Origin of the sequence: Mesoterricola sediminis (genome assembly GCF_030295425.1) — a bacterium.
In the GTDB taxonomy this organism is placed as follows: domain Bacteria; phylum Acidobacteriota; class Holophagae; order Holophagales; family Holophagaceae; genus Mesoterricola; species Mesoterricola sediminis.
The window spans coordinates 2,783,664-2,804,310 of record NZ_AP027081.1; the positions used below are offsets into that span (position 1 = coordinate 2,783,664).

The 20,647-nt window shown below is 62.7% G+C and carries 17 protein-coding genes and 1 tRNA gene; 7 read left to right on the top strand and 11 right to left on the bottom strand.

From position 1 onward, the window contains the following. Window positions 1-22: 22 nt before the first annotated feature. The 6 genes from R2J75_RS12270 to R2J75_RS12295 form a co-directional block, all read right to left on the bottom strand. Window positions 23-4,366 (bottom strand): pilus assembly protein, encoded by a 4,344-nt coding sequence (locus R2J75_RS12270; protein ID WP_316410268.1) that lies wholly within the window; start codon window positions 4,364-4,366, stop codon window positions 23-25. A 17-nt stretch (window positions 4,367-4,383) separates the two neighbouring features. After that, window positions 4,384-5,073: a hypothetical protein gene (locus tag R2J75_RS12275; protein ID WP_243331994.1), complete on the bottom strand. Its 690-nt coding sequence runs from the start codon at window positions 5,071-5,073 to the stop codon at window positions 4,384-4,386. Beyond that, on the bottom strand, window positions 5,063-6,235 hold the full coding sequence (locus tag R2J75_RS12280) for a PulJ/GspJ family protein (RefSeq protein ID WP_243331992.1): 1,173 nt from the start codon (window positions 6,233-6,235) through the stop codon (window positions 5,063-5,065). Before R2J75_RS12280 ends, R2J75_RS12275 begins: the two co-directional genes overlap by 11 nt. Further along, window positions 6,222-6,767 carry a type IV pilus modification PilV family protein gene (locus R2J75_RS12285; RefSeq protein ID WP_243331990.1) on the bottom strand — a complete coding sequence of 182 codons (546 nt, stop codon included), beginning with the start codon at window positions 6,765-6,767 and terminating at the stop codon, window positions 6,222-6,224. Before R2J75_RS12285 ends, R2J75_RS12280 begins: the two co-directional genes overlap by 14 nt. Then, window positions 6,764-7,477, bottom strand: a complete 714-nt coding sequence (locus R2J75_RS12290; protein WP_316410269.1) for a pilus assembly FimT family protein — start codon at window positions 7,475-7,477, stop codon at window positions 6,764-6,766. Before R2J75_RS12290 ends, R2J75_RS12285 begins: the two co-directional genes overlap by 4 nt. A gap of 197 nt (window positions 7,478-7,674) precedes the next feature. Then, on the bottom strand, window positions 7,675-8,460 hold the full coding sequence (locus R2J75_RS12295; protein WP_308220513.1) for a LytR/AlgR family response regulator transcription factor: 786 nt from the start codon (window positions 8,458-8,460) through the stop codon (window positions 7,675-7,677). A gap of 108 nt (window positions 8,461-8,568) precedes the next feature. Here R2J75_RS12295 and R2J75_RS12300 point away from each other — a divergent pair, with 108 nt between their 5' ends. The 3 genes from R2J75_RS12300 to R2J75_RS12310 all read left to right on the top strand — a co-directional run bounded on the left by R2J75_RS12300 (window position 8,569) and on the right by R2J75_RS12310 (window position 10,723). After that, window positions 8,569-9,123 carry a hypothetical protein gene (locus R2J75_RS12300; RefSeq protein WP_243331985.1) on the top strand — a complete coding sequence of 185 codons (555 nt, stop codon included), beginning with the start codon at window positions 8,569-8,571 and terminating at the stop codon, window positions 9,121-9,123. Window positions 9,124-9,142: 19 nt separating this feature from the next. Beyond that, a tRNA-Val gene (locus R2J75_RS12305) sits at window positions 9,143-9,218 on the top strand. Between the two features lie 440 nt (window positions 9,219-9,658). Then, window positions 9,659-10,723, top strand: a complete 1,065-nt coding sequence (locus R2J75_RS12310; RefSeq protein WP_316410270.1) for a tyrosine-type recombinase/integrase — start codon at window positions 9,659-9,661, stop codon at window positions 10,721-10,723. On the opposite strand, the gene R2J75_RS12315 is transcribed toward R2J75_RS12310, so the two are convergent. The 3 genes from R2J75_RS12315 to R2J75_RS12325 form a co-directional block, all read right to left on the bottom strand. Next, complete coding sequence (locus R2J75_RS12315; RefSeq protein WP_243331981.1) at window positions 10,650-11,252, bottom strand: DUF6036 family nucleotidyltransferase; 603 nt, start codon at window positions 11,250-11,252, stop codon at window positions 10,650-10,652. The genes R2J75_RS12310 and R2J75_RS12315 overlap by 74 nt on opposite strands. Further along, window positions 11,233-12,033 carry a helix-turn-helix domain-containing protein gene (locus R2J75_RS12320; RefSeq protein WP_316410271.1) on the bottom strand — a complete coding sequence of 267 codons (801 nt, stop codon included), beginning with the start codon at window positions 12,031-12,033 and terminating at the stop codon, window positions 11,233-11,235. Before R2J75_RS12320 ends, R2J75_RS12315 begins: the two co-directional genes overlap by 20 nt. A gap of 187 nt (window positions 12,034-12,220) precedes the next feature. Then, on the bottom strand, window positions 12,221-13,399 hold the full coding sequence (locus R2J75_RS12325) for a tyrosine-type recombinase/integrase (protein WP_316410272.1): 1,179 nt from the start codon (window positions 13,397-13,399) through the stop codon (window positions 12,221-12,223). A gap of 303 nt (window positions 13,400-13,702) precedes the next feature. Between R2J75_RS12325 and R2J75_RS12330 the strand changes: the two genes are divergently transcribed. From R2J75_RS12330 to R2J75_RS19920, 3 genes are all read left to right on the top strand, one after another. Continuing rightward, entirely contained in the window at window positions 13,703-15,004 is a 1,302-nt protein-coding gene (locus R2J75_RS12330; RefSeq protein WP_316410273.1) for a Shedu immune nuclease family protein, read from the top strand. Between the two features lie 99 nt (window positions 15,005-15,103). Further along, complete coding sequence (locus R2J75_RS12335; RefSeq protein WP_316410274.1) at window positions 15,104-16,894, top strand: ATP-dependent nuclease; 1,791 nt, start codon at window positions 15,104-15,106, stop codon at window positions 16,892-16,894. Next, window positions 16,891-18,153 carry an ATP-binding domain-containing protein gene (locus R2J75_RS19920; RefSeq protein ID WP_394365841.1) on the top strand — a complete coding sequence of 421 codons (1,263 nt, stop codon included), beginning with the start codon at window positions 16,891-16,893 and terminating at the stop codon, window positions 18,151-18,153. Before R2J75_RS12335 ends, R2J75_RS19920 begins: the two co-directional genes overlap by 4 nt. Window positions 18,154-18,613: 460 nt before the next feature. Here R2J75_RS19920 and R2J75_RS12340 read toward each other — a convergent pair whose 3' ends face one another. Next, complete coding sequence (locus tag R2J75_RS12340) at window positions 18,614-18,871, bottom strand: helix-turn-helix domain-containing protein (protein WP_316410275.1); 258 nt, start codon at window positions 18,869-18,871, stop codon at window positions 18,614-18,616. 57 nt (window positions 18,872-18,928) lie between these two features. Between R2J75_RS12340 and R2J75_RS12345 the strand changes: the two genes are divergently transcribed. Continuing rightward, a complete protein-coding gene (locus R2J75_RS12345) occupies window positions 18,929-19,234 on the top strand; it encodes a hypothetical protein (RefSeq protein WP_316410276.1) in 306 nt (101 codons plus the stop codon). A gap of 30 nt (window positions 19,235-19,264) precedes the next feature. On the opposite strand, the gene R2J75_RS12350 is transcribed toward R2J75_RS12345, so the two are convergent. After that, entirely contained in the window at window positions 19,265-20,602 is a 1,338-nt protein-coding gene (locus tag R2J75_RS12350; protein WP_316410277.1) for a lanthionine synthetase C family protein, read from the bottom strand. Window positions 20,603-20,647 lie beyond the last annotated feature (45 nt).

Genomic DNA, 20,647 nt, shown 5'->3' on the forward strand with positions numbered 1-20,647 from the left:
GCGCCCCCCGCTGCTTCAGGCCCTACCGGATGATGCGCCAGGCCCGGATCCTGGGCATGGTGGAGGGCGGCTTGCCCGGCCCCGGCTGAGTGCCGATGGTCCCCGAGCCCGTGGCGCCGTTCCTCACCTCGCCGGTCTGGAGCACGCCGGCCAGGCCGATCGTGGCCATCTCGCTGGAGATGTCGTTGAAGGAGCCATACCAGCCGTTGTCGCAGAGGCTTCCGGGCGTGGCCACGGCCTGGGCCCCGTTGTTGAAGACCGGCGCCAGCACGTCGCACATGCGGAACGAGTAGCTGTAGCCGGAGCCGGAACAGGCCGTGGAAGTGGCTTCGGGCGTGTAGGTGGAGAAGAACAGCACCCGGTTGAGGACCACGGAGGGGGTGACCGTCTTCTGGTACGCGTACCGGTCCTGGGCGGAGACGTAGGCCGACTTCTGGGTCCCCACCGTGTAGTTGAGGTAGTAGCCGAACTTCGTCTTCAGGTAGTAGTTCGTCTGGGAGCTGTCCACCGCCGTCCCGGAGGAGGAGGCGATGGCGGTGAGGTCGGCCAGGTCGTCGTCCGTGAGGCCCTTGGTGTCGATGGGCCCGAGGGTGCCCGTGATGTCGGCGCTGTCCTGCCGGTCCAGCACCACCAGGAGCCGGTTGCGGTACGAGGTGCCGCCCCCGCCGGGATTCACCGAATCCAGGTCCATGGGATCGTTGCGGTCGCCGGTCCCGAACACCACGCCCCAGGTGGGGACGATGGCCTTGGGGGCCGTGGTCCGGGCCACGGGGAAGCCGTAGGGCAGGTTGAACACCACCGGCGCGACGCTGACGGCGGTGCCGGCGTACTTGGGCGTGTAGAGGCGGCGCACCGACCAGCTGTCCATGTTCATGGTGTCGCTGCGGGAGCCGCTGGCCGCCATCGCGCCCAGCACATAGGCCCCGCCCGAGGTGTCCGTGAAGTAAACCCGCTGCGTGGAATTGCTGTTGCTGATGGCCTCGACGGGCGTGACGGAGGCGGGGATGCAGCCCATGGAGGGGAAGGCCGACTTGAGGGTCGCGTCCTTCGCGAAATCCCACACCTTCACCACCGAACCGTCCCGGACATTGAGGGCGAGCACGGACCGGCCCAGCTTCGTGCCGGAACCGTAGCCCGGAGGCGTCGCCGTGGTGGCGGCGGAGAAGGCCGTGTCCACCTCGGGCGTCGTCAGGCCGCCGCCCATGAGGAACACGTCGGTCAGGACGCCGCCATAGCGGATCCGGGAGATGGTCGGGGTGCTGGAGCTGAAGCCGAGGGTCTTGAGGGTCTGGTTGGGGGACGTGGTGTCCGTCGGCGCGATTTCGTCGGGCCGGATCTTCCAGGCGACCTGGAGCTGGGTCGGATCATTGTTGGTGAAGGTGAGGCAGTAGAGGCTGCGCCCGCCCTTGCGCAGGCCCACGAGGATGCGGACGACGTCATTGCCGTCCACCATGCCGTTGCGGGTCCCGGCCTCGTTGAAATAGACCGTCGGCGAGCCGTCCATCAGGAAGCGGTGGGTGGTCCCGTTCCGCCAGGCCTGGAGGCCGCCCAGGAAATCGGGGGGCAGGAAGGCCCAGAGTTCGTCCACGGCCCCTTCCACCACGCCCTGGACGAGGGGCCGCCCCCCCACCGTCTCGGTGGCCTTGGGGATGCCGCTCACCTCGCCGAACCCGTGCAGGAGGCCCTGGTTGTCGCCGACGATGATCAGGCGGAAGTGGATGTCCGTCAGGTGACTCTTGAAATCGGAATGGAAAGTCGCCAGGGAACTGCCCGAGGGGATGGCGGAGGTGGGGAATTCCAGGATGACGGGGGTGCTGTTGATGATGTCCCCCATGATGTCGGCCCGGACCCCGGTGATGGAGCTGTTGGCGGAGGTGTCCGCCTGGGCCGCGAGGCTGGCCCCCATCATGAAGCGGATCAGGCTGCGCCGCTCGGTATCCGAGGAGACCCCCAGCATGGCGTTCGTGATGCTCGACGTGAGGCTCTCGTTCCAGGCCACCAGGGTGTTCGTGAAGGTGGTCGCGGAGGAGGGCGAGAGGGTGTAGATCTTGCGGTTGTTCCAGCCCCGGGTGGCGAGCGCGTCGGCCGCGGACCACGCGGCGTTGCCCGCGTTGAGACCGCTCGTCGCCGCCAGGACCGCGCCGTTCTTGTCGAGGATGTTGATCTGGTTCCCCAGGACCGAAAGGCCGGTCATCAGGAGGTCCCCGGTCCAGACGGAGCTCTGGTTGGTGATGAAGGTTCCCACGTAGGTCTGCCGGCCCACATTGAGGCCGACGAGGGGGGCCACCGGGGAGCCCATGGTGTTGGTGGCGCTGCGGGCCATGCCGAAGGCGAGGGAGAGGGCATCGGACAGGCCGTCCGGGTCCTTGCCATCGAAGTAGAAGGGGTTCTTCTGCTTGTCGGCCGCATTCGGGTCCAGGGGGTTGTAGGACGGCGGCGGATTGTTGTTGATGTCCCACGGCGTGGTCCGCTTTTCCCACCCGTACAGGGCCGCCGCGTACATGGCCTTCTTGGCCCCGTACGTGTCGTTCAGGTTGCCCTCCAGGCTCACCCCGATGGTCATGGTGCTGATGCGCCGCGTGATCCCGCTGGGCCGGGAGGTGATCACCCAGGGCACCTTGACGTTCGCGCTGTAGTTATCGGTGGGCATCCCCGAGATCGAGCTCGAGGTGGGGTAGTGGGCGGCGATGCCGGCGAGGGTGTAGAAGTTGTTGTAGGCGCGCGCCCCCTTGATGTAGCTGGGATTGGTGGCGACGGCCTTGTTGCCGTTGGCGACGCCCGTGGCGTAGGGATCCGAATCCCCGCCCGCGTCCGTCGGCCCGCCGTCCGAGAGGATGATCAGGTAGCTCTGGGTGCAGGAGGGCACGTCCTTGGGGAAGACACTGTTGCCCGTGTTGGTGTTGGCGAACTGGGCATAGGCGTTCATCACGCCGTTGGTGAGGGGCGTGCTGCCCGAGGCCCGCATGGTGATGACGTAGCGGAGCCGCTCGTCCGGGTTGTTGGCGCTGGTGGGCTGGGTGAGCTTGAGGAGCTCACGGTCGCCCGGGTTCCCGTTCGTATTGTTGGAATCGTACTGGGTCGGCGCGGTGGTGCCGCTGCTGGAATCCGGATCCCCGTAGAAGAACCGGAGGGCCCACTCCACATCCAGCTGGTTGTCCACCCAGGTCTGGATCAGGCAGCGCTTGATGGCCATGAAGCGCGTCATGCCCGGGAGCTGGTTGTTCCAGGCGGCGCCGCCCTCGCGCACGTCCTTGACCGCGTAGCTGCCAGCGTTGGTCCCGGTGTAGGCGGTGATGCCGTCGTCCGTGGCGTTCCGCACGTCCTGGCCGAAGGCGATCCACATGAGGTAGTCGGCCCCGTAGTTGAAGCAGCCGATCTTGCCCTTGGCGCTCGTCGCGCCCGTCCAGGGCTGGAGGATGCCGTCGTTGCCGTCGAAGCCCTGGGACCAGATGCCGTCCACCTCGTACCACTGGGCCTTGCTGGTCTGGTTCCCGTTGGAATCCGGCACCTTGTCGAAGATGTACGTGTGCTGGGGGTGCTTCTTGGCCACCGCGTCGGCATAGTTGCCGTTGCCGCCCGTGGGCCACTGGGGCGCCGGGCTCAGGGACCGGTTCTGGCCCTCGTAGTAGGGCACGGCGTCGAAGAGCGCCCAGGGCAGCGGCAGGTCCACGACGCGGATCTTGTCGGACCGCTTGATGTCCGTGGCGGAGTAGGAGGTGTAGTTGCCGCCGGCGCCGCCCGAATAGGGCCGCGGCTTGATGTTCAGGTTCCCGACCGCATAGGTGCCCGTGGTCCCGTCCGACTTCACGTACGAGTAGTTCACGGCGGAAGAGCTCGAGGCGAAGGAGAAGCGCACGTGGCTGGCCCGCTGGACCCAGAGCTTCACGTCCGTGCTGTTCACGTCCGAATAGACGACGGGGTCCCCGTTGGGCTTGATGAGGATGCCGTTCTTCAGGCCGGATACCACGTTGCCGGGCGACGGGTCGATGGCCTTGCCCTCGTGGAGGTTCACCCACACGGAGATGCTGGACCCGGAGCCGCTGGAGTACACCACGGGCACCACCCGGTTCTGGAAATCGCCCGCGGGCAGGCCCCAGACGTTGTTGTGGATGCTCTGCCCCGTGGAGCCCTGGGTGGAGGTCCGGTCCGCGTCGGCGTAGTAGAGCTTGCTCCAGTAGACGCCGTTCATGGATCCGGAGTTGTCGATGAGGGTGATGATCTCCGGCTTGGCGGCGGCGGAGGTGCCGCCCGTGTACACATCGAGCACGTCGGTCTTGCAGGTCTGGAGGCGCGTGTCGAGCTGGGCCGTGGCCACGACCGGGGCCAGGGCCAGCAGGAGGGTGGAAATCGCGCGGAAGCACTTCATGGCGTGGATCTCCTGCATCAGGGGGCGACGGTGACGAACATTTCACGGGTGGCGCTGAAGCGAACGTAGGTGTTCAGCCCCGTGGGAACGCTGGCCTTGCCGATGCCCTGCACCTGGTAGAGCGAGGAGGCCAGGCCCGTCTGCTGTGTGGCCCCCCCTGCGGTGGAGCCCGTGCCGCCCTGGGCGGCCGAGACCTCGGCCACATCGGACTTCCCCAGGTAGCGCACGGTGACGTCGAAGCTCTGGACGGTGGCGAGCCCCGTCTGGAGGAAGCCCGTCCCCGACCGGGTGAGGACCATGTCGGACGCCGAGGAGCCCTCGGTGGAACCCACCAGGATCGCCCGGTCCCAGGCCACGCCGGCCGAGTCCACCCAGCCGGGGTTGAGCAGGTAGGGACTGGACTGCCAGGCCCCCAGGGTGTTGAGCTGGCGGAAGGCCTCCACCAGCCGCTGGCGGTCCCGGTCCGTCGCGGCGGCGGCGTTCTCGGGGTTGGTCCAGAGCAGGTACCAGTCCAGGCCGGCCTCGGCGGCCTCGGAGGCCCGCGCGGACTGCCATACGGTCCCCGAGCTGGCCACCTCCGTCAGGGCGTTGCGGCCCAGGGCGAAGGTGAGGATCGTGACCAGGATCAGCAGGGCGAGGGTGGCCAGGATGGTCACGGCGCCCCGCTCCCGGTCCCGGGAGGCGGAACGGAAAGGTTCAGGAGCCATACGCGAAATTCCTTGGAGAAACGAGGATGGTCTGGGTTCGGGTGCGGTAGGCCCGCGTGCCCGGCGTGGTGGCGTATTCGCTCCGGCGCAGGGGGGTCCGCGAGGTCAGGTCGATGCGGATCAGGCAGTTGATGGAGCGGAACCAGTCCGGGTGGAGGGGATCGGTGATGGACTTCAGGCCCTGGAGGCCTGCCGAGTTCAGCTGGCTGTTGGCATTGGCCTGCATCGTCGCCCAGTCCACCGTGCCCGTCGTGGGCCGCGTCCAGGTGCGCCCGCCGTCGAAGGACAGGTCCAGGCGGAAGCCGTCCACGTTCTCGGCCACGATGCGGCCCGGGACCTTCGTCCAGTCCACCGTGCCCGTCAGGGGATAATCGGCCTGCTGCCGGACCAGGCACGGGAGCCGGACCCCCGAATTGGCCGGGTCCAGGCCCACCGCCTGGACGGAGAAGCGCACCAGCTGGGCGGGGCGCATGAACATGACCGGCACCTTGGCGAAGTGGGGCTTCTTGAGGCCGACGGTGCCATTTCCCATGGCGAAGCGGTTCACGACGTTCTGGTCCGTCTGGAACGCGATGGGGTTGGTGCCTCCGGCGATGAGCGGATGTTCCCAGTAGCCCTTCTCGCCGCTGTCCAGGATCACCATGACGTCGTTGGCCTGGAGGTCGGTGATGTTCCCCGCCAGCAGGTTGAGGGTGACGCTCGTCGGGGGCGAGGTGGGCACGCCCGTGTAGGCGATGTCCTCGCCGTCCGTGTTCGTGGCGAACTCGGCCCGGACCCGCAGGGGGATGTCCTGGAAGAACTCGATGACGTCCGAGGTCACCGTCTCGTCCTGGGTGGTCGTGGGATCCGTGTCGCTGATCCGCTTCACCGTGAGGGCCTGGTCGAGGGCCAGCGAGAAGAGGGGTTCGCTGCCGCTCATGATGTAGGTGGGGAGGGCCCGGTCGGGGAAGATCATGCCCGCCTGGGAGAAGTCGTCCGAGATCTGCTCGAGGGCCCAGCGGTTGCTGCGCTGGATGCCGATGGTCTCGTTCACGGCGGCGTAGTTGGACGCCGAGCCCCGGAAGACCCGGGCCAGGCCCGCCATGAGGATCGCCGTGAAGGCCACGGCGACCATGAGTTCGACGAGGGAGAAGCCCAGGTGGGTCCGTCTAGTAGCGCACATAGCGGCTCATGCTCATGACGCGGTTCACCGCGCCGTCGGTCCAGGTGACGTTCACCACGAACTCCTGGGAGTGCATGGCGGACACGGGGGCGGTGCCCTGGTAGGCCAGCCGGGCCCAGGACGCGGCGTAGACCGGCACGCGCTTCTGGGGATCGGGGACCAGCTTGGCCAGGTTCGCCACGGCGGCCCCCGTGGACGTCGTGACCTGCACGCCGTCCACATTGAATCCGCCCACCGGCGCCGGGTCCTTGGAGGTGCCAGGATCCTTGGTGTAGAGCGCCGTGTAGGCCGGGGTCAGCCCGTTCATCTTGGCGAAGTAGCTGTGCTGGCCCTCGCTCTGGACCTGCTGCAGCACCTGGTCGGCCACGTACGAGGCCGTCACCCGGCCCCTGCCGCCGGTGGAAGCCGCGGTGGAGGCGGCCTGGAGGGCCGCGAGGCCGAGAAGTCCGATGGAGAGGATGAAGGCCGCCAGCAGGAACTCCACCAGGGTGAAGCCCCCCTGCCCCGCCGGCGCCGCGCCCCGGGCCCTCACAGCCGCATCCAGGTCGCGGTCGGGCTCGACCGGTAGTACCGCAGGATGGAGCCGGTCTGGGTGACCAGCAGCACCCCCACGGGGCCCTCCGGGTCCGGGGCCCCGCCCCGGGCCGCCACCACGGCGATGTAGCCCTCCGCGTCGAGGGAGCCGTTGGCGTTGATCGTCCAGGTGCGGGAGGGATCGGCCAGGCTGTTGGTCCACATCCCGGCCGTGAAGACCGTGCCGCCGTCCACCGCCAGCGTGCTGAGCTTCCCCTGCAGGCTGGTGATGGCCGTGGACGCGCCCGAGGTCGCGCCGGTCATGTCCACCATGGCGCGCTGGGCCAGGCTGGGCTCCGAGGCCAGGGACCAGCGCCCCTGGCTCGCGCCGAACGTGAGGGTGACGGAACTGGATACGACGGCGGGCCCGCCCGTGGCCGCGGTCTGGTAGGCGAAGGCCGCCGCCGAACCCGTCCCCGTGGGCGCCACCGTCACGGCCTGGCCGCTGCCGCGGGCCAGGGTCCGGGCCTCCACCAGGGCCCCGTAGATGCCGTTGAGCGTGCCCTTCACGGCCGGCGCCGTGCGGTCCATGACCGAGAAGGCGTAGACCAGGCAAAGGATGGAGATGATGGCCATCACGACGAGCAGTTCGATGAGGGCAAGGCCCCGTTCCCCGCGGTGTCGCCCGGCCCTGGCGTGTGGCCCCTCGGCTGGAAAGGTCTGGATCATAGACGGATTTCCTCCGATCACCCGCACCCTCCGCGAACGGGCCTGGAGCCTCCCCGCAAAAGAATGCTTGAACATGAAAATTGTCGGGAATTCACCATTCAAAACCACGAAAGCTTCACCCCCCGGCGAAGAGCGCCCGATTCGCGCAGCGAAGGGCACATTCCGGGACCTGAAGTGAACATTTCAACGGTTGAGCATCACTGGAGACCCAGGATGCGGTTCAGCTCGCGGGTGCCCATGCGGGTCGCGATGTACTCCCGGCCGTCCGCCAGGAGGATCATGCGCTTCCCGTAGCGAAGCACCCGGAGGCCCCGCACGCCCTCGGGACGGGCCACCACCGTGCGATTCAGGCGGATGAGCCGGACGCCGGGCAGGGCCTCCAGCACCTGGTTCAGGGACCGCCACCGGGTCTGGAACTCCCCGGAGGCCGTGCAGGCCCAGACGGCCGCTCGCTCCAGCTTGAAGTGGCTGATCTTGGCCACCTCCAGGAGGAGGGTGCCCGTGCCCGCGAGCACCGGGATCCGGGGCGCCGGCTGCGCGAGGCTCGCCGCCTGGGCCACCCCCAGCTGCTTGCGCACGCGCTCAAGGGCCTTCTCGATGCGTTCCTGGGAAAAGGGCTTGAGCAGGAAGTCCGTGGCCTCGAAATCGAAGGCGGGCACGGCGAACTCCGCACCGCTGGTGACCAGCACGATGGGGAGCCGCGTGGAGTATTCGGCGAGGATATCGAGCCCGCTGGCGCCGGGCATCTTCACATCGATGAAGAGCGCGTCCGGCTGATCATGGCCCTGGAGCCAGTCCACCAGGGTGGCCCCATCCGCGAACTTCCCGACCACCGTACAGCCTGATTTTTCCAGACATCGTCCCAACCTCAGCAGCGAGAGGGACTCATCATCGGCTATGGCGATCTTCAGACTGCGGGAATCTTGCTGGGTCATTCGCTTCTCTTGCATCGAGCATACAGTGCGCCGGGACGGCCGCTTCATGGGCTTGCAAAGATGCCATTCACCCTTCCAATTGTGCACTTCGCTGTATTACAACGTGCATATCGAGCTCGCCCCCCCGACACCTCGCTACCACCGTAGGATGGAGGCATGAACGACCTGGTCATCACGAGGCGCACCCTCGCCCTGGCGGCTCTCTGGACCGTGGCCGCCATCCACGCCTGGATCCTCCTCGTCCAGGCCGCCCTGATCATCTTCGCGCCCCAGGGCGCCTGGCACTGGCCCGACGTCTACCAGGTGGAAGTGGTCGAAGTGGACAAGGACTCCAACGATGCCTTCCAGCGCGAGGTGAGCGTCCTCATCGGCGGCGAGGCCGAGACCATCAGCCTGCCCCGCCGGGAGGCCCTGGAGCTCCACCGCCACGACACCTTCTGGGTGCTGGACAACTTCTACGCCACCGGCATCCGCCCCGCCCAGTTCCGCCTCACCCCCGGCCGCCTCCTGGCCGAATACCCCGAAGTCCTCCTCCTCCTGGCCCTCGCCCTCATCCTCCGCATCCGCCGCTCCCGCTGGGGCCTCCCCCCCGAACCCGCCGCTGTGCCTGAAGGCGAACGCAAGGTGTACCGCGACACCTTCCACACCCGCGCCCAGCGCCACGCCGCCCCCGAGAAAGACCCCTCGACTTCCGGAACCGACAAGGTATAATGAACCTTCGCCGACACATTGGCGCGTAGCTCAGGGGTTAGAGCACTACCTTGACACGGTAGGGGTCGGTGGTTCGATTCCACTCGCGCCAACCAAAACGAACGAGGCACCCATTGGGTGCCTCTTGTTTTATTCCGGCACAAGGCCGTCTCAAGATTCGCCCAGGCCCACAATAGGCCCAAAACGCCTTCCGCGGACCGGCGCGAATCCACAGGGAACGCCGTGGATCCACCAAGGTGATTCCCGGTACGCAGGCCAAAAGGCCGACCCAACGCCATAGGTCGGCTTCTCCGAGCCGCCCTCGGCATGCAGGCCCCCGCCTTGGAGGCCAATACGTATTAACCCGCCAGGGTTGGTCGGAGAGTGGGTCTGCCGGGGGGGCGGATCCCGAAGGATCCGGGTGTCTCGAAAGCCTCGCCACCACTTGCTTTCGGGCCGGCCCGAAGGGTCACGAAAACTCTCCGGAGATCCAGGAATCGCACTCCCAAGGGTGGATGGAAACGACTGTGGATTGAGCTATATTGCGGGTCTACAGATGAACACCGTACGAAACAGACTTAGTGCGAGGAAGGTAGCAGAGGCGACAACGCCGGGCTACCACCTGGATGGCGGCTGCCTCTACCTCAGGATCCACCTGCGGGGCTCGGTCCGCCCGAGGGGCACCAGGGAAAGGCCCACGGACAACGTCACCAAGTGCTGGTGCTTCCGCTACCGCGACCGCGCCACGGGCCGGAAGGTGGAACACGGCCTCGGAAGCTACCTCGACGTGTCCCTGGCTGATGCCCGGGAGAAGGCTGCCGAGTTGCGAAGGATGCTGATTGACGGCCACGACCCGCTCCTTCAGCGGCAGCAGAAGCGCACCGAGCAGAAGATCGCCGCCGCCACCGTCCTCACCTTCGATGAGGCCGCTGAGCGCTGCATCGCCGATATGAAGGCCGGCTGGCGGAACGCCAAGCATGCCCACCAGTGGACCAGCACCCTGGCCACCTACGCCTCCCCCGTCCTCGGCAAGCTGCCCGTGTCGGCCATCGACCTCCCCCTTATCCGGAAGGTCCTGGACCCCATCTGGACCACCAAGAACGAAACCGCCAGCCGCGTCCTCCAGCGCATCGAATCCGTCCTGGCCTGGGCCACCGTCAGCGGCTATCGGTCCGGGGACAATCCCGCCAGGTGGAGGGGGAATCTGGACCATATCCTGCCGAGGCCTGGCAAGGTCCAGGCCCAGGAGCATCACCCTGCCCTTCCCTACACGGAGATTGGGGATTTCGTCGCCGCCCTCCGCAGGCAGAACGGGGTGGCGGCCCTGGCCCTGGAATTCCTGATCCTGACCGCCGCCCGCACCAACGAGGTGATCAAGGCCAGGTGGGAGGAGTTCGACCTCGAGAAGGCCCTGTGGACCGTCCCCGCTGAGCGGATGAAGGCCCACAAGGAGCACACCGTGCCCCTGTCACCTCGCGCCCGGGACCGAATCCGTCAACTCGCCCAGGCCAAGCTGGGTCCGTACGTCTTCCTCTTCCCCGCCGAGGCTAAGCGTCCGCCCAAGGAGGCAGTTCGTACTCCGTCTCCGCGACCCCCAGGCACTCCCGCTCGACCCAATTAAGGTTCTCCGCGTAGCGGGTGAGGTGCTGCGCGCGGGCATCCATGGAGAAGACGTCAGCCGCCGACAGGAACCGTTCCACCAAATAGGCGTGATCCACCAAGTTCCGATCCGTCATGGCCTTGATGTCCGCCTTGTCATTGTCGTGGAAGCGTTTCAGCTTGCTGACGACCACATCCGGGATGTCCAGCGCCAGGACCTCGAATGACCGCAGCCTCGCATTCAGTTCCCTGACCTGGTTCCATTTGGGCGGATGAGGCAGGAATGGGACCCCGGAGCCGACCACGTCAAGGTATACGTGATGCTTCCGATGCAGGGCCGTGTCCTTCCCCGCCAAGGCGAGCAGATCCTGCGCCACCTTCCCGATGATCGGATCGACGCCGAGGACATCGCTGTCCTTCGTGCCTCGGATGTAGGCCGTCTGGAGCATAAGGGCGGTCGAACCCAGCACCCGGAAGGGGATCCGGGGCTCGGTCTCAGGCCATTGTTCATCGATGGCCTGGAGAAATCGTTCAATGGGCGTCGGGGACATGGCTTTCCTGGATGGCCGCGGCGAAATCCGTGACCTGGATCGTGGTGAGAATGTTCCAGGCCTCCGAAATCGCGGAGCGTTTCCGGAGGACCTCCTGCTTCGTCTTGGGACTCGCAAAGGGCAGCCCCAGGTAGTCCTCGAAGGGGGCCTCCTGGGAACGCCCCCCGCCGAAGACCCGGTCCCTGTGGCTTCGAAGAACCGTGGCAGCCTTTGTGAGCGCCAGGGCCTGCTTCCGGGAAGGCGCCGCCCCGAGGGCCAGGTCGATGGCTGAGAGGATATTGTCGAGCAACCACCCGTACCGGTTCTCCAAGTGGTAGTCCTTGAACTGGACGAACAGCTTGGCCAGGTTTATCTGGCCGATATTGCGGATGACGACCGGGGCGAGAGCCGTCAGGGCCCGAGGATTCTCCCCGGAAACAAGGGCCTCCCGAATGATGGAATCCACCCGGGCCAGGTTTTCGCTGGGAAGGAGGTTGGGATCCTCCGCCAGGTGGTTCGCACCATGGGCGGCCAAGGCCTTCTGGATGGCTCCCCCGGTGTCTCCAGGGGTGGGGTCGAAATGGCTGGCCGGCACGTTGAAGAACTTGAGCACATGAATGAACTGCTCCGCGGACAGGGAACTCTGCCCGAGTTCGATCTCAGAAATGGCACTTTGGGAGAGGCCCAGGATCCGGCCCAGCTCCCCCTGAGACAAACTCCGCCCCTTCCGGAGGTCGCGGAGCTTCTTGCCAATCAGACTCCTTGACGGGGTTGCCGTGGCGGCTGTAAGCACGTTATTCATTTTGCTTACCCCCTACATCTGGAATGCCAAACCTGATATCCGGTGAAACTACCGGAAACACGGTAAATCTAGGCCCCAAACGAAGAGAAGTCAAGATGGAACCAGTCTTCCGCAAGCCAAGCCACACCGACGAAACCGATTCGGGAGGCGAATCCGCCGCACCCTTCACAAGCTGCCCTTTCACCCCTCAGCCCGAAACCGGCTTGGCGATCTCAAGGGGCTGAACCACCCCCAGCCCACCAATCCCGAGCACGGGCGCCAAGGACCGGATGGCCTCCGCCTTGGCGCTGGGCGCCAGGTGGCCATAGTGCTTCTGCACCATCCGAATGTCCGAATGGCCCAGCTGCTCGGCCACGAAAGCCAGGGGCACCCCCCGATTAACTAGGCCAGATGCATAGGTGTGCCGCAGCTCATGGAAGGTCACCTTGTCCACCTGGCCGGCCTCGCAGGCCAACTCCATGGCGTGGACCTCGTCATAGGCCGCCCACCCGTCAAAACCGGACAAGGCCTCCTTGCGGCCGGACCGTGCCACGGAACCCCGACGGAACATCAGCTCGTCGCCCCGACGGCCAGTCGAGTGCGAAACGAACCAACGCTGCCCTTCTTCGGTCAAGGCCACATGGCGCGGCTTATAGCCGCCGCCCTTGGCCTTGCCGAACTGGATGAACAAGGTGCCGGCCTGGGCGTTGAAGTCCCGGACCTGTAACTTGGTGAGTTCGCCGTACCGGGCGCCCGTGAACAGCGCCCCCTGGACCAAGGCCCGGAACTCGGGAGGACAGGCGTTGACCAGCCGCTGCTGCTCCTCCACGGACAGGAAGCGAACCCGAGCCTGGCTGACGTTTCGGAAGGGCTTCACTTCAGACCAATTCACGCCCCGGCCATGGCCGTGGCGCTGGGCGAAGTTCAGGGCGGCTTTCAGGTTGGTGAGGATCCGGTTGGCGGTATCCCTGCGGGCGCGGCGCTCATCGTCGGTGGCCGGTTTCTCCTGAAAGATCACCTCCTCCCCTTCCCGCCGGGCCCGGCCCGTCCGCCGACGGGGCTGCTGCGCCAATTCCTGATGCCACCGCTGCACCCGCCGCGGTGTCAGGGCTGTCACGTCCATGGCGCCCAGCTCGGGCAGGATGTGGGCTTGGGCGATCTGGTCCATGATCCGGACACCGTGAACGCCCCGCACTCTGGCATCGGCCAGGTAATCCCGCCAGACATCAGCCACGGTGTAGGGGCCTTCATGGGGAACCTCCCCACCGGCAACCAGGACCGCGGCACGGGACCATTCGGTGAATTTCGCCTGGGCAGCCTTGGAGGCCTGGGTGAAGGTGAGGATCTTGATTCCGTCGGCGTCCATGAAATCGTCGGCGGTTCCCACCCGGGCCTGCTTGTATACCCGTGGAGTGGCTTCCAGGTCGCACCATCGGGCAATCCATGAACCGCTGCCCCCAGAAGGGGGCCGCTCATAGGATAAGTAAGCGCCTGGCCCCAGCGTATCCATCCAGCGGCGCCCTAAAGCCAGTTCAAGCCTCTTATTGCGGGTGTCCAAGTCCGTACTTCGCTTGGTCCTCGCCATTCACCCTCCAGGCCTGATAAGACCCCAAACTTCCTCGCGGCGACCGTAGCACCACCACATGACGCCGAGAACAAAACAACTCATACACCCTGACCAAATTTCAGGATGCGCGCTAAGATAATTGCCATTCCATTGGGTAGAAAGAAATTCGTGACGAGCTCAGCTGTCCAATTCATCGCCCTCGGCACAAAACTGTGCCTCATCTATAGCCCACGGGATGGCGCCTCATGGATTCATGAGCGATTTGCAAGGGGCGACGCGCTCGACATAAAGGGCACATTTCACCTTACCAAAGCGGATCTTTTGGAGAAAACAGAACCAAACAATCTGAATGATGTAGATTACGACGATTCGGAGATTAGTTTTGTAGTAGCTCAGGCCGAGGGGAAATATTTCGTTTTCAATCCAGCAATCATCCAGATCAAAGTCCCCGTGCTTATAGCTAGAGGATCAAATCCAACCTGGAAGTGGTTCACCGCAGAGGAAAAAGTCTCCGTACTGAAGTTACTCGCAGATTTAAAACCCAGTCGTATTGTAATCGGGGGCGATGCAAGCGACGCAATTCCAATCAATGAATACGAAAAACTAATTGCGCAATTCCCAACTGCCTACGAATTAAAATATTATATCAAGTCACGCTTATCCATAGTGTTTCGTGAATTTTCTGATGCCAAAATTGATGCAAATGCCCTTCTTCATAATTACGTAGCAAAACGCATTACTTCTGACCCCAAGGACCCCATCCAGCCATTCCGGAAAGTAGAGGCACTAAAATACGAATACTTACTCAAAAAGCTCAGATCAATGCTCAAAAAGGATGTTGGCTATACCGAGCGCCACTGGCAGAAGGAAATTTTAGGAATTTTACAACTATTAAATCCGAAATATGTTGCATGTTTTACATCAGTAATTATCAAGGATACCCTAACCGGAGGCAATCGTCAGGTCGACATCATGCTGGTCGATGCTAACGGAAATATTGACGTAGTTGAAATCAAGAAACCATTCAAGGCCAAGATCGTAACCGAAGGAACGTATCGAAATAACCACGTCCCTCACCACGAACTATCAGGAGCGGTTACACAGGTCGAAAAATACCTTTTCCACCTAAACCGATGGGGCAACCAAGGGGAAGACAAATTAACAGAACGTTTCAAGGAGCACCTTCCCGTCGGACTCAAAATCCGAATTGTCAATCCTTGCGGCCTAGTCATCATGGGACGCGATAATGACCTTACAAATCAGCAGATGGCTGATTTCGAGATCTTCCGCCGCCAGAATAAGAACATTGTAGATGTAGTCACATATGATGACCTTGTGCGCCGCTTGGAGCGAGTGCTTAACCACTTCAAGGCCAAAGCCGATCTCCAAGACCCAGAGTGGAATGACCCGGTCAAGGAACAATAGGGATGGATTCAGGAGACCAGGAATTAAACATCTACCATTTAAAAAATCCTCTAAGGGATATATGGTAAGGGCATCGAGTCCATTCGTTGGATAAAAGCCATGAGAATAGCTACCCTGAAGATTGAGAACTTCCGCGGCGTAAACACGGGCGTTGTTCAATTCGGAAAACACTCGATTCTCATCGGGGACAACAACACAGGCAAAACAACATTGATCGAAGCCCTCGCCCTTCTTCTGGGAAGGGACCGACTGGTTCGGGAGCTCACTGAGCATGATTTTTTCGGGTCATGCCCTCAAGCAGCCGATCGAATCAAGATCATCGCCACCCTTACGGATTTTCCCAATGACGATCCGGAAGAAAGCAGCCAGTGGTTTCGGGAAGGTAGAGCGGTAGTCAAATGGCTTGATGGAGCCTCTGGCACGGTTCATCCCCGGAGGGAAAACCAAGCATGGAAACTGTGTTGCCAACTCGCAGTGCAAGCCAGGTTTGATCAAGAATCCTTGGCAGTAGAAACACTTCGATATTTCTATGACCACGACCAACCTATTGACCCTTTTTCGGAAGACGCCCCGGCAATAATACCCGGCAAGCTTATTCAGGAATTGAGCTTTTACCTTGTGCGAGCAAGTCGCACGTGGGACAAAGTTTTCTCCTGGGGCAACGAATTGTTCAAGCGGACTGTGGCAGCAGCCGCTGCGCAACCAGCCGCCTCCCTCCTGGCTGAGCGAGACCGCCTTCGTTCACCGGAGCAACCAATTGATGCTGACCCAGGCATTGAACCGCTAGTTCAGAGCTTAAACAAGGAACTAGCCATTTCCTTCCCAAATGCGCCCCAAGTGCAGCTTCGAGTTACTGCGACGGACAGCCGCTCTGTAATGGAAGCCGTAACAGCTCATTTTAAAGGGGAAGACGGGAATAGCATCCCCGCCGCTAGACAAGGAAGTGGACTTGTTTCAATGCAAGGATTGCTCCTACTCCTTGAATTGGGTCGGGCACGCGCAGCGGGAGGTGGCGAATTCTTAATGGCCCTTGAAGAGCCAGAAATTCACCTCCCCCCTTCGGCCCAGCAGCACTTGGTGCGGCGCGTGCAAGCGCTTTCAACCCAGACATTCGTGACAACTCACTCGCCACTCGTTGCAAGCATGGCTGACCCAACTTCCGTATTGATTCTAAGAAAGCACGCCGGTGTTCTATCCACTGAGCCATTCCTCAAGGAACCTCTACCGGAAGTGGCACCAAACTGGCAGAGAAGACTTTTACAACACAGCCGAATAGATGTTCTCGGTGCGTTAATGCAGCCATCGTTGCTTGTACCTGAAGGGAAGGCAGATTTCCATCTACTTAGGTGCATCTGGAAACCATTGATGACGACTTCAGGTTGGGTGGAAACCTTAAGTCGCCCCTATGGAATCGAGGTGGGAGTTGTTCCAACCGAAGATGCAAAGGTAGTTGAAACCCACCGCCTGATGGCCAGATTACATAGAAATGCGTCCTGCCTTGTCGATGGCGACAGGGAAGGACTGCGTTATGTGGAACATCTGAAAGACACCCCAGCGCCCCCCGCAGCGATCATCCGTTGGAATGATGGGGCAATGATCGAAGACATTGTTGGATGGGTTCTGAAAGCAGGCGAGGACGCCGCGATCGCGATGCTTGCTGAGATCCCTCAGGCATCTATCAGGTCCAGCAGTGATGTCGTGGCCTACTTAAAAGGACACAAAATGGACATCGTGGCATACGAACATGTTGCCGAGGCCATTGCGAATAACGAATCTTGCCGAAAACGCGCTGCCGAGCTATTCAGTGGGCTGGCTTGCGCATGTGCTGGGTCCCCTACGACGCAGCGCTTTCTCCCTGGCCCTGAAGGCGTGTGGGTCTTCCAGCCGTGACAGTTCATGCGTTCACGGGTGGTGCCGGCTGTGGCAAGACCTATCAGCTGATGAAGGCTCTGTCTTGCCATCTGGAGGCCAACCCCCTCAGAGAGGGACAGAAAGTTCTGGCCCTGACGTTTATGCATGGCTCCCGGCGCCGGCTGGAAGAACGGCTGGCACAGCAGCCTGCCGCCAGGGGACGGACGAATTGCTCCACTATTGACAGCTTCGCATGGCAATTGGTTCGAAGGTGGTCGTCTCTCGCAGCCGCCCTAGGGTTCACCAGACTTGAGCCGGATCAGTACGAGGGGGTGTGTGACGCCGCAGGCGGCTTGCTACAGGTTGACGAGGTTCGTGGGTGGGTGGCAGCCACTTATCCCATCCTCCTGGTAGATGAGGCACAGGACCTGACTGCCAACCGCCTTCGTGTTGTCGAAGGTTTGTCAGCGAGGCAGGAGGTTTTCGCAGCCGCCGACGAGTTCCAATGCCTGAATGAAGAATTACGCCCCAACCCTGCCTGCACATGGTTGGCCCAGGTTTGTTCAGCTCAGGAACTCATTCAACCCCGACGAACAAGAGTTACAGAACTTCTCGATGCTGCCGCTGCCATTCGCAGAGGAGAGCCGCCCACCTCAGGGACCGCATTCAAAGTCCAATTGACTCCCAAATTGCCGCTTGCCGGAACGTGGCTAATTCAAAATTTATGCTGGTTCGGCGGTGGTAAGCGCGTCGCAGTTATTACACCCTCTTTGTGCCCGTTTTCACTTGGAACCGTGAGTTGGGCCGCAGCGAACAGGACGAAGAGGGGATCAGGTCCATATTCAATCAAATGGGAGGAATCGGAGACGAAAGCCGCCGAAAGTTATCTCAGCAAAATCGCTCTACAAGATGTGAACGACATACCCACCTTAGTTTCCATACTCGACAATGCGGGTGACTTCCGGGTAGCAAGAGATCTTGCAGACTGGTTGGACATACAAAAAAGGGCTCGGGGCAAGGTTACCTTTACGAGAAGTGAGATAGAACAAGCGATCAGGCAAGGATTTGCTCAACGGCGGAGGGCCCACAAAGGTGATGGGGAAGGCTGGAAGGGCATGACTGTCCACGGTGCGAAAAACCGGGAGTTCGACAATGTGATCGTCCTTTGGCCTGCTGCTACAGGCGGCAGTGATGACCAGAAACGTCGGCTTCTCTACAATGCTGTCACCCGAGCAAAGAACCGATGCCTGGTCCTGATCCAAGCGAAGGCGTGCCTAACCCAACCCCCATTTGCATAAGCTCACCCTTATCACAGAGTGTTTCGAAGCCAGCTGTACCGCATGAACAAAGACTTTGGTGATCAAGGAATCAATTGAGACGGCGTCTCATCCTGGGCCCACAATAGGCCCAAAACTCCTCCCGAACACCCCGACCCCTGCCCGGCACCGGATGAACAGAATCCTATATTTTCCGAGAAAACCCGAGTTCACCTGGGTTCGCCGAATTGAGAAAAACCCCCTTGTCGCGCCTTGACACGGTAGGGGTCGGTGGTTCGATTCCACTCGCGCCAACCAGTAAAGAAAAGAGGCCGCTTACGAGCGGCCTCTTTCGCGTTCACATCCCCGTAATAGACACCTTCCCCGAAACATCCCCGAAGTTGCAGGCAAACCATCCGGGATCAGGAAGGACCAGGAAGGACCCAAACGGCGCCCCAACCGGGTGAAGATCGGCCCCCCGCGTGACCTTGAAGGCCGCCGTCTATCCCGTGTCTTCCGGGTTCGGGGCCGCGAGGAAATCGTCCACCGCCACGACTGGGATGATCACGCGCTTGCCGCAACGCACGGTACGGAGCCGCTTCTCCTCGATGAGCCGCATGATTGTGTTCCGCCCACCATCCAGAACTTCAGCGGCCTCCTCGATGGTGTAGGCCTTCCGCGGCAAGACCGCCGGGGCGGGCACCTGGAGCAGGATCGGCTGGCGCTCCCGGAATTCACGGCGCCGGCATTCAATCCCCATGGCTGCCCCGCCTCCAAGGTCAGACCTTGAACGTACTACCTTTCCGAGGGTGAAACCATGCCACGACGAAGCGACCATCCCGGACCAACCCTGGAAGACACCTTCGGCCCCACGGAAGGTGAACCATCCACGCAGTATCTTGCCGTGATCGAATGGGTGAGAAAGGACATGGGGGTGGCGGAGTGGCATGCCGACCGCCTTGGCAGGAACAGGAATCCCCAGCTCGCGTTCCCCTTCATCACCTTCTCGGTGTTGCCGGGTAACGAGGTGCGGCCATGGCTGAAAAAGGTAGGATTGGCTGCGGTCCAAAAGGGCATGCCCTTGGCCCTTCAGCAGGGTTGGGTGACAGGCGTGGACGAATAGACCGCGCCTCCAGAATGACCCGAGTGCGCATTACTTCTGACGCATGACATCTCCTCCCGTGACAAGCATGGGTCGATCCCATCCGGGATCCCCCGCATCCATCCCGGCCAGGAAGCTCAGCGCTATCCCCGCTGAACCGTTCAGCCAGCCCGGGTCAGGGTTCCATTCCACCTCGCTGCCTTCCGTTGCGGGAATGTAGGCAAGAAACCCTCCGGCCTCGGTTCCGGCTCTGCGCATGCCCAGCGCCATGTCATATCCCTCCAAGGCCCTGTCGCGAAACCGGGCCATACCGGTCTCCTGGTACAGCCGCGAGAACAGATGCGCATCCCCCGCGGCACCATGGCACAGGGCCGCATCATGGATTCCGGCCCATGGTTCCCGTCGTTCGGCGCAAGCCGACCCCAAATGAATCGCCACCTGGCGCCACCGTTCCTTTCCGGAACTCTTGGCGACACCCAGCATCACGGCTGCAATCCCGAGATCGCCGTAGCACCATGAAAGCCGACAGCCGTCCATGGCCAAAGAATTCCCTGGGTTTACCCAGCGGCCGAATACAAAACCGTCAGGATGTGACATCCGGCAGGAGAGCAGCCAGGTCAAAGTGCGCTCGAGCAACGGCAATGCCGGCGCGTGCCCCTGGCCGTAGGCACTAGCCAGGAACCCGAGGATTCCCGGGATTCCGTGGGCGACCCCCAGGTCGATTCGGCCGTCCGGCTCTTGCGGGCGCGATCCGGTCCAGCCGTCGATAGGGGCCTCATGCCCCGCCCCCCCATGAAGCACCCGGTGCTCGGACGCCAAGAGCCGTTCAAGCACCAGGCGGACCACCTTTTGGGAGCCAGCTCCGCCGGGCCGGTCCAAGGCATAAAGGCCGATTCCCGCCAATCCGTCGATGAGTTCACACGGCACCCGCCATGCATTCTTCTCCAGGAGCTGCACCAAGGCCGAATCAACAGCTTCGTTCAGATCCTCCGGCTCATCCAGAATCCCCATTTTCTGCAGGTGATCCACTGTCCAGGCGACTCCGCTGTAGCCGGCGTAAAGGCCGGGGCGCTCCCGCAGCTCGGGAAGCAGCGCCACACTGGTTTCGAGATGCGCCAAGGCTCTGGATTTCCAGGCAGGGCCCTGCTTCCCATGGTTGCCCCTTGCCGCGTAGGCGAAGGCCAACGCAAACCCGGCATGCCCGCCGGCAAGGGTGGCTCCCCACCCCGATTCCTGCGGTGCCGGCAAGCTGTCCAGGATCTCATCGACGGCCGCTCTCGCCTGCTTCAGGCGTGGACCTGCCAGAAGGGGGCGCCAGGATCCATCCATGCCCGAAGGTGCCGGGCCAGGGGCCAAGGTTCCGCCAGTTGGCCAGCTCCACCCCCCCATTCACGGGCAAAACGGCACTGCAACCTTTGGCCTTCAGCGATCACC